Origin of the sequence: Pigmentiphaga aceris (assembly GCF_008119665.1) — a bacterium.
Classification (GTDB): Bacteria; Pseudomonadota; Gammaproteobacteria; order Burkholderiales; family Burkholderiaceae_B; genus Pigmentiphaga; species Pigmentiphaga aceris.
This window is the reverse complement of sequence record NZ_CP043046.1, coordinates 1682052-1695299: the sequence shown is the minus strand read 5'-3', so window position 1 is coordinate 1695299 and position 13248 is coordinate 1682052. Positions and strand designations below refer to the sequence as shown.

Here is a 13248-nt window from a genome sequence, read left to right as displayed (position 1 = left end):
CGGTTCCCGTTTCAGGTGAGACACGCGTTGACCATCGCATCATCGTTTCCCTTCGCGCGCAAGGCTTCCGGCCAGTCTGTAGCGGCTTGCCGCCCGTCCCGCCGCACCCGCGTCCTGACGGCCTGCGCCGGCCTGCTGGTCTGCGCCTCGGCCTTCGCCCAGGCTCCTGCCACCGAGGCACCGAACCCCAATCTGTTCCCCGGCCTGGCCCGCGCGCTGGAGCATCTGAAGCCGTCGGTGGACACCACCGTGCCCGAAACGGCCGGCCAGACGGCAACCCGCATACAGGGCATGCTCGATCGCGGCGAAAATGCGCAGGCATTGGCCGACATCGACAAGTTCACCAAGGAAGATGAGGCCAAACGCGGTCGTCCGGGCACCAACGTGCAGATGCTGTTCCTGCGCGGTCGTGCGCTGGCCCAGCTGGGCCGTCGCGCCGAAGCCACGGCGGTCTACCAGGACATTACCGAGCGTTTCCCGGAATTGCCCGAAAGCTGGAACAACCTGGCGTCGCTGCAAGTTGCCGACAAGCAGCTGGAACTGGCGCGCGATTCGCTCTTGCAGGCGGTTCGCAACAGCCCGAACTATTCGCTGGCCCGGGAAAACCTGGGATTGGTTTACCTGGCGCTGGCCTCGCGTGAGCTGGGTGCCGCGGGTGGTAGTGCTGCCGCCCTGAAGTTGCAGGTAGACACCCTGTTGCGCCAACAGGGTCGGTAGACTTCCAGCCCTTGGGGGCACGGGCCGTGCCCTGCCCCTGTTGCGCTGTGTCTGCTTGCGCTGCACCGTCCTCAGTCTCGCCCTCTCCTCATTTCTTTAGCCGAGAACCGCATGAAACGACTCCTTTGCGCCGCTGCGCTCAGCCTGAGTGCCACCCTGGCATGGGCCGGTCCCCAGGTAGCCCTGCGCACCAACCAGGGCGATATCGTCCTGGAACTCGACGAAGCACGTGCGCCTTCCACCGTGGCCAACTTCCTGCAATACGTGCGTGACGGCCACTACAACGGCACGGTATTCCATCGCGTGATCGGCGACTTCATGATCCAGGGCGGCGGCTTCAAGGCCGACATGAGCGAAAAGCCCGCCCGCGCGCCGATCGGCAACGAAGCAGACAACGGCCTGAAGAACGACGCCTACACCATCGCCATGGCGCGCACGTCCGATCCGCACTCGGCCGCCGCCCAGTTCTTCATCAACGTCAAAGACAATTCGTCGCTGAATCACCGTGACTCCACGCCGCGCGGCTGGGGTTATGCGGTGTTCGGCAAGGTCATCAAGGGACGAGACGTGGTCGACAAGATCAAACTCGTGCCCACCACCACCCGCGGACCGTATCAGAACGTCCCGGTGCAACCCGTCGTGATCGACAAAGCAGAGGTCCTGAAATAATGAGCACTCGTGTCAACCTGCACACCAGCTTCGGCCTGATCGGCCTTGAACTCGACGCCGAAAAGGCGCCGAAGACGGTCGAGAACTTCCTCAACTACGTGAACGCCGGCCATTACGATGGCACCGTGTTCCACCGCATCATCAGCAACTTCATGATCCAGGGCGGCGGTTTCGCACCCGGACTGAAGCAAAAGAGCACCACCGCGCCGATCGAGAACGAAGCCAACAACGGCTTGAAGAACGACAAGTACACCGTTGCCATGGCCCGCACCAGCGACCCGCACTCGGCATCGGCTCAGTTCTTCATCAACGTTGCCAACAACGACTTCCTGAACTTCACCTCGCCGACCGCGCAGGGCTGGGGCTATGCCGTGTTCGGCAAGGTCGTCGAAGGTACCGACGTCGTTGAAAAGATGAAGGCCGTGAAGACCGGTCGCGGCGCTGGCGGCCACCAGGACGTGCCGGTTGAAGACGTGCTGATCACCAAGGCTGAAGTCGTCGCCTGATGACGACATCAGTCGCAGGCTCCTTGCACGTAGCCACCGCGAGCGCGGCCGGTACCGTCCAGCACGGTGCCGGCTTGCCTGAGTCTGCGCAGGCCGTGCCGACGATTCGCATCGACGGCGCGATCTGGCTGGCGTCGGACCTGCATCTGGGCGCTGACATGCCCGCCACCTGCGAGGCCTTCCTGGCCTTTCTGGAACTGGCGGCAGACAACGCCACGGCCCTGCTGCTGCCGGGCGACATCTTCGATGCCTGGGTAGGCGATGACGTCACTGACGCCCCGCCGCCCTGGCTGGCGGATGTGTTGAACGGCTTGCGCCAATGCAGCAAGCGCATTGCGCTGTGGATCGGTCACGGCAACCGCGACTTCCTGATGGGCGACAAGCTTGCCCGCAGCGTGGGCGCGCAATTGCTGCCCGATCTGGTGCGCATCCAGGCCCCTGGCGGTGCGTTTTTGCTGTGTCACGGCGACGAACTCTGTACCGACGATCTGGCTTACCAGGACTTCCGTCGGCAGGTTCGCGGCCAGGCCTGGCAGTCGGCGTTTCTGGCGCGCCCGCTGGCCGAGCGCGAGGCCATCGCAGATGGCTTGCGACGCGACAGCCAGCAGGCGCAGCAGAGCAAGGCCGAACAGGTGATGGACGTCAACCAGCTTGCCGTCGAAACCCTGCTTCGCACCCACGGTACGACGCGCCTGATCCACGGCCACACCCATCGCCCGGACCGTCATGTCTTCATGCTTGATGACCGACGGTGCGAACGCTGGGTATTGCCGGACTGGGACTTGGACAGTCACAGCGCCACACGCGGTGGATGGATGATTGCAGACGAAGACGGTCTGTCGATCAACGACATCGAACTCGCGGACTGAGCAGACAGCGCGCCAGTTATCGGCTAAGTATCGACACGCATCGATGGAATTTCGGGGCTGAAACAGGGCTTGTTGTTGCCCTGCTTCAGCCCCGAAACCTATGCGTTCAGAACCTGTCGCTCACTGCCATATTCCTTGTCCAGCAAGCAGATCAGCGAACGCTGTTGGGAATGTGCAGCCAGCCGCTCATCAGCCGTCGCGCGCTGTGCGACATGCTGGCGTTTTCCATCACCCAGCCTGCAGGCTGATGGCTGACCATTGCGCCTACGGCCAGCACGCCCGAGGCGTGGCCGATACGCGTGGGCACGGCAGGCAGCGTACGTGCCACTTCCGACACGACTGAGCCTGGCACGCTGGCAGCCACCGCCAGCGCCACCGAGCCTGCGCCCGTGAAGCCGTGGTGCAAGCTGCCCATGGACATCATGCGGGCCAACACGTCGCATTCTTCGCGCGCCACCTCGCGGCCCGACGCCGTGCGGTAGCTGGCAGGCGCGGCAACCCAGGCAATCTTCGGGGTCGATGGTCGATCGCGCGTGGCGGTCTGCATCGATGCTGCCAGCCCCATGCGAACCGCTGCGGCAGCGCGGATGGCTTCCAGGCGCGCCAGGATCGCGGCTTCGCCAGTAAAACTGTCGGTCGATTCGCGTGCGCTCAGGCCGATATCGGCGGCTTTGACGAACACCGTGGGCGCGCCCGCCGTGATCATGGTCACGCGGAAGGTGCCCACGCCGGGCACCTCAAGCAGTTCCTGCGCAGCCCCGGTGGGCAAGATCGGCTCGCGCCGGTCATCACAGAAATCCAGCGTGATCTCGGCACCGGCAAAGGGCACGCCGTCTTCCATGAAGTCGCCATCTTCCACCACCTCGCCATGGCGCACCGGCACGTGCGCCAGAATGCGCTCACCCAGATTGGCCTGCCAGACGCGTACCGTGGTCGTGCCTTCTTCTGGGGATACCAGGCCTTCCTGCAAGGCAAACGGCCCGATCGCCGCGCTCAGGTTGGCGCTGTTGCCGCTCCAGTCGATCACGGGTTGATCGATGGAAACCTGACCGAACAGATATTCCACATCGCAATCCGGCCGCGATGAGCGCTTCACCAGCACCACCTTGCTGGTCGCCAGGGACGCACCGCCCATGCCGTCGGCGTGACGGCCATAGGGATCGGGGCTGCCCATCAGACGCAGCAGCAAGGCGTCACGCATGGCCGGGTCGCGTGGCAAGTCGCCAGCGTGGAAAAACACACCATTGCTGGTGCCGCCGCGCATATACACGGCGGGAATCTTGCGGGGAATCATCGGGGTCGTGTGCGGGCAATCATTGCGGTGCAGACACCGCGCAGCAAATCGGTTTCTTCACGCGACAGGCCGGCGCGCGAAAACAGGTGCCGCATGCGCGGCATCAGCTTCTTGGGGTGTTTCGGGTCGAGGAACCCGACGGTGACCAAGGCTTCCTCCCAGTGCACCAGCAAGGCCTGCACGGCCTCTGATGTCGCCGGCTCGGCCTCTTCCCGCTGCGGCAGACGCGCGGCAGGATCAAGCAGGGCATAACGCACTTCGTAGGCCGCCAACTGCAGCGCTTGCGCAACATTCAGCGAGGTGTATTCCGGGTTGGCCGGGATATGGCAAGTGCGATGGCACAGCGCGACCTGTTCGTTGGTCAGGCCGGCACGCTCGGTGCCCAGCACCACGGCAACCTGCGCCGCCTCGTTGAGCGCCAGGTGCTCACGCGCCAGCTCTGCGGCCTGGCGCACGTCGCTGGCCGGGGGACCCAGGTCACGCAGGCGGGCCGTCAGCGCAAGCGCCATCGTCACCGGTGCCAGCGCCTCTTCCAGCGTGGCGCAGACTTTGGCGGCTGCCAACACATCCGATGCACCGCTTGCCAGCGCGATGGCTTCGGGCTGGCTGGCAGCATCGGGCAGCTTGGGATTGACCAACACCAGTTGCGAAAAGCCCATGGTCTTGATGGCGCGTGCGGCCGAACCGATGTTGCCCGGGTGGCTGGGTTCGACCATGATGAAACAGACGCGGGAAAACACAGGGGTCCTTGGAAGTCGCAAAAAATCAGGGGATCGGCAGGCTCAAACGGGCAGGTCGGCGCTTTGGCTTTAGAATACGAAGATTGAACGCGTTCCTTAAAATCTGGCTTCTCTATGCATCCAATGCTCAACACCGCCGTGAAGGCGGCCCGGCGCGCAGGCGCAATCATCAATCGCGCCAGTCTCGACCTCGACTTGGTTAAAGTGGCCCAGAAGGGCCCGGGTGACTTCGTCACCGAAGTCGATCGCGCTGCCGAAGCAGCGATCATCGAGATCCTCAAGACGGCCTATCCCGACCACGGCATTCTAGCCGAAGAGTCAGGCTCGATCCCCGGCACCACCGACGACGAAGGCCGTCACGAAAACCTGTGGATCATCGATCCGCTCGACGGCACGACCAATTTCATCCACGGTTTCCCCAGCTACGCGATCTCGATCGCGTTGCAACACCGCGGCCAGATCACCCAGGCCGTGATCTACGACCCCTCACGCAATGAATTGTTTACCGCTTCGCGCGGGGGCGGCGCGTTCCTGAACGATCGCCGTATCCGTGTCTCGCGCCGTCTGCGCATGCACGACACGCTGATCGGTACCAGCTTCCCCTCGGCCAGCGGCAAACGCCTGGCGCAGATCTCGCAGCTATTTGGCGTAGTCTCGGCCAACACCTCGGGTGTGCGTCGTCAAGGTTCGGCAGTGCTGGATCTGGCGTATGTGGCCGCAGGCCGCCTCGACGGTTACTACGGTCTTGGCCTGAAGGAATGGGACGTTGCTGCCGGCTCGCTGCTGGTGCTGGAAGCCGGCGGCCTGATCGGCGATCTGCAAGGCGAACAAAGCTGGATGGAATCCGGCGAGATCGTTGCCGCCACCCCTAAGGTATTCCCGCAATTGCTGAGCTTGCTGGAACCTCTGCGCGTCAAGCCTGACTAAGCGCGCCGTACTGAAAACAAGTCGAAACGCCCTTCCCCAGTTTGCTGGGTAAGGGTATTTTCGCGGCAGGTTGATGCCGGATCATTAGCATTTCGCTACAAGATCCCAGAACTTCGATATGATTGCGGCTCCTAATTCTCGGGAGTTCACTCATGGAGTGGCTTTCAGACCCGCAAATCTGGGTCGGCCTGCTTACCCTTGTCGTGCTGGAAATCGTCCTCGGCATCGACAACCTCATCTTCATCGCCATCCTTGCAGACAAGCTGCCTCCCGCGCAACGCGACAAGGCACGCATCATCGGGCTCTCCCTCGCACTCATCATGCGCCTGGGCCTGCTTTCAGTGATCTCCTGGCTGGTGACGCTTACTGCTCCCCTGTTTTCCGTCGGTTCGTTCACATTCTCCGGACGTGACCTGATTCTGCTCGTCGGTGGCCTGTTCCTGCTGTTCAAAGCAACCATGGAACTGCACGAGCGCCTGGAAGGTGCCCACCTGACCGCCTCCGGCCCGCGCGTCTACGCTGGCTTCTGGCCGGTCGTCGCGCAGATCGTGGTGCTTGACGCCGTGTTCTCGCTGGACGCCGTGATTACCGCCGTCGGCATGGTCGACGAGCTGGGCGTCATGATGGCCGCCGTGATCATCGCGATGGCAGTCATGCTGCTGGCATCCAAGCCGCTCACGCGCTTCGTGAACAACCACCCGACGGTGGTGGTGCTGTGCCTGAGCTTCCTGCTGATGATCGGTTTCAGCCTGGTGGCCGAAGGTCTGGGCTTCAAGGTGCCCAAGGGCTATCTGTACGCAGCCATTGGCTTCTCGATCCTGATCGAGTTCTTCAACCAACTGGCACGACGCAATCTGCTGCGTCGTGATTCCCGCTTGCCGCTGCGCGACCGTACTGCAGAAGCCGTGCTGAGCCTGCTTGGCCACAAGCGTCGTGAACCCGACGCCGAAGTGCAGGAAGAAGAAGCGCCCCAGGTTACCGAGGCACCGACCTTCGGTGTCGAGGAACGCAACATGGTGAGCGGCGTGCTGTCGCTGGCCGAGCGCTCGATCCGCTCGATCATGACGCCGCGTACCGACTTGTCGTGGGTGGACCTCAACGATGATGCAGCGACCATCCGTCAGCTGGTCACCGAAGTGCCGCACAGCTTCTTCCCGGTCTGCCGTGGCAACATCGACGAGATCGTCGGCGTGGCGCGTGCCAAGGACTTGATCGAAGACTTGCTGACCAATGGCCAGATCGACCTGGAGCGCAGCCTGCGTCAACCCATCATTGTGCATGAGTCGGTGGGTGTGCTGGCCGTGATGGAAACCTTGCGTCGTGCGAGCGGCCAACTGGTGCTGGTAACCGACGAGTTCGGTGCGGTACAGGGCCTGGTTACGCCGATCGACATCTTCGAAGCGATTGCCGGCGAGTTCCCCGATGAGGACGAGACGCCTGACATCGTGGCCGAAGGCGAGGACCGCTGGCGCGTCAACGGTGCCGCCGACCTGCATTACCTTGAACAAGTGCTGCAGACCGATTGGCTGGTGGACGATGCCGACGGTTATGCCACGCTGGCCGGGTATCTGCTGAACCAGTTCGGCGAACTGCCGGTGGCTGGCGCAGCCCTGGTCCGCAATGGTGTGCGCTTCGAAGTGCTGAAGGTGGCCGAACGTCGCATCGCCGAAGTGGCGGTGAACAAGGTCTTGCCCGAGGCTGCCCAGGACACGCTTGCTTCCGTCGATGAGGCTCGTTGAGCATGAGCGCTGAGTCGCTGTTTCTGGTCAAGGCTTTCTTTCTGGGCATCATTGAGGGTCTGACCGAATTCCTGCCGATATCGAGTACCGGGCACCTGATCCTGATCGGTGACTGGATCAATTTCGATTCGGGCAGCGGCAAGGTCTTCGAGGTGGTGATCCAGTTGGGGGCGATTCTCGCCGTCGTCTGGATCTACCGGGGCAAGATCGGCAAGCTCATCAGCGGCGTGCTGGCGCGTGACCCGGCTGCCCTGCGATTCGCAGGCCAGGTGTCGCTGGCTTTCTTTCCGGCGGCTGTGATCGGTGCACTGCTGATCGGTCAGATCAAGGCCATGCTGTTTCGGCCTGAGGTGGTGGCAGCAACCCTGGTGATCGGCGGGCTGATCATTCTGTGGGTCGAACGCAGGCCGAAACCTGCGGGCGTTACCGATGACGGCCCGCACGTCGAGCGCATGAGCTGGGGTCAGGCGTTTGCGGTCGGCGTGGCGCAGTGTGTGGCCATGATTCCGGGTACGTCGCGTTCCGGTGCCACCATCGTGGGCGGCATGCTGGCGGGCTTGAATCGTCAGACGGCCACCGAGTTTTCGTTCTTCCTGGCCATGCCGACGATGTTGGGCGCGGCGGTCTACGACGGCTGGCGCCATCGTGACATGCTGGGCAGCCACGACATGCTGGCGATTGCTGTCGGCTTCATCGCCGCCTTTGCAAGCGCCATGCTGGTCGTCAGGGCATTGGTGCGATTCGTGGCGTCACATTCATTGAATGTGTTTGCGTGGTATCGGATTGCGCTTGGCCTGATCATCGTCATCTGGCTGGCAGCTCGGTAAGTTACGGAAACGAGTTCAGAAAGTCTGGATGTGAAATGGCCCCGAAGCGGCAACGCTCCGGGGCCATTTCTTTTACGTTTTTTCATCCGACTGGCCAGTTTTACCAATCAGTAGCGAGCGGCTTTCGTAAAAGCCAAAAAGACTGAGGCCGACGTAATGTCGGCCTCAGTCTTTGGATCGCCAGCCTTCATGGAAGACTATGCGGCCTGATGCGATTCAAGGGGCACGGCCGGGCTTGCAGCCAGCATCAGCGATGCCCTTCAATCGCGTTCAGGCGATGCTTACCAGCGCTGCGTGTTGCCGGTGGTGTTGTAGCTCATGCGCACGTCACCCTTGTTGATGCCGTGGTCGCTCAACATGACCATGCCACCAGCGGTCGGGGTCAGCGGATAGGCAGCCAGTTCGGTATCCGGCTCGGTGACCGGGCCAACGGCAGCAACCGGCACCGGGCGCGGTGCGTCATAGCCTTGAACCGGGGTCGGGTAGGTGGCGATTTCACCATTGTTGAAATCAACCGGCTTGGGTTGGAATGCACCGTACGGAGCGGCGAATGCGCTGAAGCCGATAAGCGAACCTGCGATTGCGAAAGCGATGCGTTTCATGGTGGTACTCCTGATTTGGCTGAACCGCGACAGCGTTATTGCGTCGCGTTTTCTATGCATGAGACCCTAAGCAAATTGGGTGCCTGACCTGTCGTGAATCAGCTTCAGCTGTTCGGGCCGGCCAGTTCGCCGTCATCGGTCTGTGCGTTGGTACGCGCGCTGACCAAGGCGTTGTTGCGCACCTCGGTGCGGCTAAGCTGGGTCACGGACACAGGAACCAACGGATAGGCAGCCAGTTCGCCCACGTTCTCTTCCGCCGCACCAATGATGATCTGGGTGTTGGCAGCGGCCTGCTGTTGCGGCTCGAATGCCTGGACCTGGGCCGGATACATGGCGAGCTCACCGTTGTTGAAGTCAACGGGCTTGGGTTGCGCTGCGCCGTAATTGGCAGCAAAGGCGCTCACGCCGATCAGCGAACCTGCAATGGCAATAGCGATGCGTTTCATGAAGGTACTCCTGAAGTTGTAGGCTAGGCCGCGACAAACATGGTTGCGGTCGCAGTCTCTTGTACATACGGGCCTCAGCAGCAAACAGAAGCGGCAGGCATCGCAAGCTTGCTTTTCAATTCATGCAAAAAAGCCGAAATCCTTTTTATTCAATGACTTAAGAAAATATCTTTAAGTATTGACACAAGGCTTTCGGCTTGCAACGCGGGCGCGACACACCGACATGCGGCGGCGTGTCGCTTGCTGTTGGAGTGAGCCGAATAGGGTTTCGCAGATGGTTGACAGATATGACCTGGCAGCAATACGCCGCAGCCCGATCACTGCATCTTGGTCAGCCAGGTTTCGACCAGATCCGTCTCGCGCATCATGTCGCGCATGGTTTCGTCGTTGATCACGTCACGCTCGCGCATGCGCTGCAATTCAGCCCGCTCGGCGCGCACGCCCACCAAGCGCAGATTGCGCTCGAAACCCCGTGCGCGTTTCGCGCGCTCCAATACCTCTTCATCTTCGCCCAGCGCTTCCGCACGGCGTCGATACGCGCCGGTGATGGTGGCGCTCAATTCCTTGTAGATCGCGGCGTCTTCAGGCTCAAGGGTCAGGCAAACATCGCCTTGGCGACGTTCGATCGCCCGGATCGCGGCATTGGCGACACGCATGCCTGCGCTTCGCAGCTCTTGTTGACGCGCTGTGCCCTGTTCGGGCGGCAACAGGCGCAACAGAAAAGGCAAGGTCACCACGGCACCCAGCAGCGAACACAGGATCACACCCATTGCCAGGAAGATCAGCAGATCACGCGCGGGGAACGGCGTGCCGTCTTCCAGCAGCAGCGGCACGGACATCACACCAGCCATGGTGATCGAGCCGCGCACGCCCGACAAAGACGTGACCAGCACCAGCCGCCAATCGGGCTTCACGATATGTGCATGGCCGCGCATGGCGCGACGGAAACTGCGGAAATGCTGGGTGACCCACACCCATACAAAACGCAGCGCCACCAGCACCAGCGTGATCGCCCCGATGTAGGCAAACAGATGCCAGACCGGCACGTTGCCGGCCGCCACCGCATCGGCGTGGGCCATGTCGATCACACCGGGCAACTGCATGCCAAGCAGCAGGAAGGTCATGCCGTTGAACACGAATTCCAGCATGGCCCACAGGCTTTGGCTTTGCATGCGTGTGGCGCTGGACGCTGCACCCAGGCCCTGGTTGTAGGTCATGGTCATGCCAGCAGCAACGGCGGACAGAATGCCCGACATCTCGAAATGCTCGGCGAAGATGTAGGCAGCAAAGGGCAGCAGGATCAGCAGCACTACTTGAATTCCGGGCTCGTCGCCGCTGATGCGCTCGATCTGTCGTTGCGCCCAGCCTGCCGACCAGCCCAACGCCGTACCAACGGCCAAGCCACCGGCCGCAATGACCAGGAAACGGGTGCTTGCATCCCATAACGAGAACACGCCCGTCAACGCCGCCGCGATGGCGAACTTGAAGGCCACCAGGCCCGAGGCATCGTTCATCAAGGCCTCGCCTTCCAGCAAGTGCTGAAGCCGCGACGGCAGACGCCCCTTGCCGACGATGGCCGACACCGCCACGGCATCCGTGGGCGACAGCACGGCGGCAAGCGCAAAAGCCACAGGCAAGGATATCGCCGGCACCAGCCAGTGGATGAAGTACCCCACACCCACCACGGTGAACAAGACCAGCCCCAAGGCCAGCGCAAGAATCGCGGGAGCCAGGCGGAAGAATTCACGCTTTGGAATGCGCCAGCCATCGGCGAACAGCAATGGCGGGATGAACAGCAGCAGGAACAGTTCGGGGTCGAAACTGAGCTTGAGCCCGAACACCGGCAAGGCCAGCACCGCCCCCAGTGCGATCTGGAACAAGGGGGCGGGCAACCTGATGGGCGAGATGCGGGCGACGATGCCCGACAAGGCCACGCCAAGCAGCAGAATCAAAACGGTGAAGACGATGGTCATCGATCAGCCGGGCAACGTGGCTTGCCGGTTACGGTACTGCCAGAACGGCTGCACCGGGAAGTCAAACATGAAGGAAAAAACATGGGTGGGAACAGGAGCGTTGTCCTGCCAACTGTTAAGAAGCAAGTAACCACTCCCCTCCTACCCCAAACATTACGTCAAGCAGCTGCCTTGCCCGATGCAGATTGCGCGCGGAACCAGTCGATCACTGCCAAGGCCAGTGCATCGATGGAATCGGTCAGCGGAATACCCAGCGCGGCACGACGGTCGTGCGGCACGGCCAGGGGCAGTTCCGTGCACCCCAGCGCCACCGCACGCGCGCCGCGTGCCTGTAGACGGGCAATGCAGGCTGCAGCCGGTTCGAACGCCTCTGCCACGCGGTTTGCCTTCACCAGTTCGATAGCGGGCACGCAGAAGTCGGCAATCTCTTGCTCGGTCGGCACCAAGGTCTGATAACCACGGGCTTCCAGGTGCTTCTGGTACAGGCCCAGCTTCAAGGTGGCGGGCGTGCCCATCAGACCGATCGGGCCGGGAGCCAGCCCACGGCGATCCAGATCGTCGGCGACCGATTCAATGATGTGCAGCACCGGCACGTGCGCGCTTGCCACCAGTTCGTCATACCAAAGGTGGGCGGTATTGCAGGGGATGGCAATGATCTTGGCACCCGCCTGCTCAAGCCGGGCAATGCCGTTCTGCATCCAGGGCAAGGGATCGGCCCCGCCGTGCAAGCGCGCCTGGGTACGGTCGGGCACGCGTGGATCGTTCCACAGCACGGCCGGAATGTGTTCCTGATCGACAGCGGCGTCGGTCAGCATGGTCAGACGCGTGGCAAATGCCGCCCCGGCAAGCGGGCCCATGCCGCCCAATACACCCGCGATCGGACCATCAAAGTTTGTACTCACTTACTGCATCCTTTCAGTATTTCGTGATCAGGCAGTCGCCTGTCACCGAAACAGATAACGAATTGGGGAAAAACCAGCGGGAACGATACCGCATTCGTTCGTGCATCCCACCCGTGCATTCATTCCTTGTAATAGACGATCTGATGGCTGCTGGCCAGCAAGGTGCCACCCTGCCCCCACACTTGCGCCGTCTGGTCGAAAAAGCCTTGGGCAAAGACCTGCGCCCGCGCCACGCCCAGCACCGGTGCCTCGTGCTGAGTGGCCAGCGTCTGCGCATCGGCATGAAAGTAGACCGTCATCGACACCGTGCCGGCCGGCACAAAACCAGGGCGTCGCAGGAAGATGCGCGGGAAGAAGCCATCGCACATCGAGCATAGCGATGCCAGGTCGATGGGGCGTGGCGGTTCGTCACGCATCCAGACCTCTGTGCAGCTGTTGTCGCTGGCCGCGCTTTCGGGGTCCAGGCTGAGCGCACCACGCACAAAACGCATGTCGTAGCGGGCCGTCCAGGGCACGCCTGCCAGATCGATCTGCTCACGCGGGAAGCTGTCTGCGGGGGGCACCACCGGCATGCCAAGTTCCGGCCCGGACCACGCCGGCCGGCGCAGCGCGGTGACCGCCGTGGCGCTCAAGGCGGGCGTGCGGTCCGGCCCCTGCACCAGTCGCAAGGTCCAGTGCTGGGTTGCGCGGTTGGTACGAAGAATCTCGACCTCGATCGTGAACTCGCCGTCCTGCACCGGACCGGCGTAGTTGACGGTAAGTGCCACCGGGTCGCCCAGTCGGGCCGGGTGCTGCAGGATCGCGTTGAGCACCGTGGCGGCGGTAATGCCGCCGTAGGGTCCCACCATGTTGCGGTAGTCGGCACTGGTGTGCCCGCGCCAGTTGCCGTCTGGCAGCGGCGTCAGCCGGATCGCGCGGTCGAACGGGTGAGAACCGGAATTGTCAGCGGTACCAGCGGCGGGACTGGCGGCGAACAGCGAGGGCGGTGCATCGGGCATCGGCAGGTCTCCGATTGAGGGTCAGCTATGATAAGACGT

The 13248-nt window shown here is 62.5% G+C and carries 14 protein-coding genes; 7 read left to right on the top strand and 7 right to left on the bottom strand.

Annotation, left to right across the window (positions count from 1 at the left end; genetic code table 11):
• Window positions 1–27 precede the first annotated feature (27 nt).
• The 4 genes from FXN63_RS07070 (at window position 28) to FXN63_RS07055 (ending at window position 2761) form a co-directional block, all read left to right on the top strand.
• Window positions 28–717, top strand: coding sequence for a tetratricopeptide repeat protein (locus FXN63_RS07070; RefSeq protein ID WP_187395134.1), 690 nt, complete (start codon window positions 28–30; stop codon window positions 715–717).
• A gap of 111 nt (window positions 718–828) precedes the next feature.
• A complete protein-coding gene (locus tag FXN63_RS07065; RefSeq protein ID WP_148814009.1) occupies window positions 829–1386 on the top strand; it encodes a peptidylprolyl isomerase in 558 nt (185 codons plus the stop codon).
• Window positions 1386–1892: a peptidylprolyl isomerase gene (locus tag FXN63_RS07060; protein ID WP_148814008.1), complete on the top strand. Its 507-nt coding sequence runs from the start codon at window positions 1386–1388 to the stop codon at window positions 1890–1892. The genes FXN63_RS07065 and FXN63_RS07060 overlap by 1 nt, the downstream gene beginning before the upstream one ends.
• Before the next feature lie 95 nt (window positions 1893–1987).
• Entirely contained in the window at window positions 1988–2761 is a 774-nt protein-coding gene (locus FXN63_RS07055) for a UDP-2,3-diacylglucosamine diphosphatase (RefSeq protein WP_148819039.1), read from the top strand.
• A 151-nt stretch (window positions 2762–2912) separates the two neighbouring features.
• Here the strand turns inward: FXN63_RS07055 and FXN63_RS07050 are convergent, their stop codons facing one another.
• Both FXN63_RS07050 and FXN63_RS07045 read right to left on the bottom strand, forming a co-directional pair.
• Window positions 2913–4055 (bottom strand): 2-methylaconitate cis-trans isomerase PrpF family protein, encoded by a 1143-nt coding sequence (locus FXN63_RS07050; RefSeq protein WP_148814007.1) that lies wholly within the window; start codon window positions 4053–4055, stop codon window positions 2913–2915.
• Window positions 4052–4795 (bottom strand): RNA methyltransferase, encoded by a 744-nt coding sequence (locus FXN63_RS07045; protein WP_281290860.1) that lies wholly within the window; start codon window positions 4793–4795, stop codon window positions 4052–4054. The genes FXN63_RS07050 and FXN63_RS07045 overlap by 4 nt, the downstream gene beginning before the upstream one ends.
• Window positions 4796–4909: 114 nt before the next feature.
• On the opposite strand from FXN63_RS07045, the gene FXN63_RS07040 reads away from it, so the two are divergent.
• From FXN63_RS07040 to FXN63_RS07030, 3 genes are all read left to right on the top strand, one after another.
• Entirely contained in the window at window positions 4910–5722 is an 813-nt protein-coding gene (locus tag FXN63_RS07040) for an inositol monophosphatase family protein (protein ID WP_148814006.1), read from the top strand.
• Between the two features lie 152 nt (window positions 5723–5874).
• Window positions 5875–7461: a TerC family protein gene (locus tag FXN63_RS07035; RefSeq protein ID WP_148814005.1), complete on the top strand. Its 1587-nt coding sequence runs from the start codon at window positions 5875–5877 to the stop codon at window positions 7459–7461.
• A 2-nt stretch (window positions 7462–7463) separates the two neighbouring features.
• Window positions 7464–8288 (top strand): undecaprenyl-diphosphate phosphatase, encoded by an 825-nt coding sequence (locus tag FXN63_RS07030; protein WP_148814003.1) that lies wholly within the window; start codon window positions 7464–7466, stop codon window positions 8286–8288.
• 281 nt (window positions 8289–8569) lie between these two features.
• Here the strand turns inward: FXN63_RS07030 and FXN63_RS07025 are convergent, their stop codons facing one another.
• The 5 genes from FXN63_RS07025 to FXN63_RS07005 all read right to left on the bottom strand — a co-directional run bounded on the left by FXN63_RS07025 (window position 8570) and on the right by FXN63_RS07005 (window position 13209).
• Entirely contained in the window at window positions 8570–8890 is a 321-nt protein-coding gene (locus tag FXN63_RS07025; RefSeq protein ID WP_148814002.1) for a hypothetical protein, read from the bottom strand.
• A 104-nt stretch (window positions 8891–8994) separates the two neighbouring features.
• Window positions 8995–9336, bottom strand: a complete 342-nt coding sequence (locus FXN63_RS07020; protein WP_148814000.1) for a hypothetical protein — start codon at window positions 9334–9336, stop codon at window positions 8995–8997.
• Window positions 9337–9653: 317 nt separating this feature from the next.
• Complete coding sequence (locus FXN63_RS07015) at window positions 9654–11309, bottom strand: Na+/H+ antiporter (protein ID WP_148813998.1); 1656 nt, start codon at window positions 11307–11309, stop codon at window positions 9654–9656.
• Window positions 11310–11467: 158 nt separating this feature from the next.
• On the bottom strand, window positions 11468–12211 hold the full coding sequence (gene cuyB / locus FXN63_RS07010; protein ID WP_148813996.1) for a cysteate racemase: 744 nt from the start codon (window positions 12209–12211) through the stop codon (window positions 11468–11470).
• Between the two features lie 119 nt (window positions 12212–12330).
• Window positions 12331–13209: an acyl-CoA thioesterase gene (locus tag FXN63_RS07005; RefSeq protein WP_148813993.1), complete on the bottom strand. Its 879-nt coding sequence runs from the start codon at window positions 13207–13209 to the stop codon at window positions 12331–12333.
• Window positions 13210–13248: the final 39 nt, after the last annotated feature.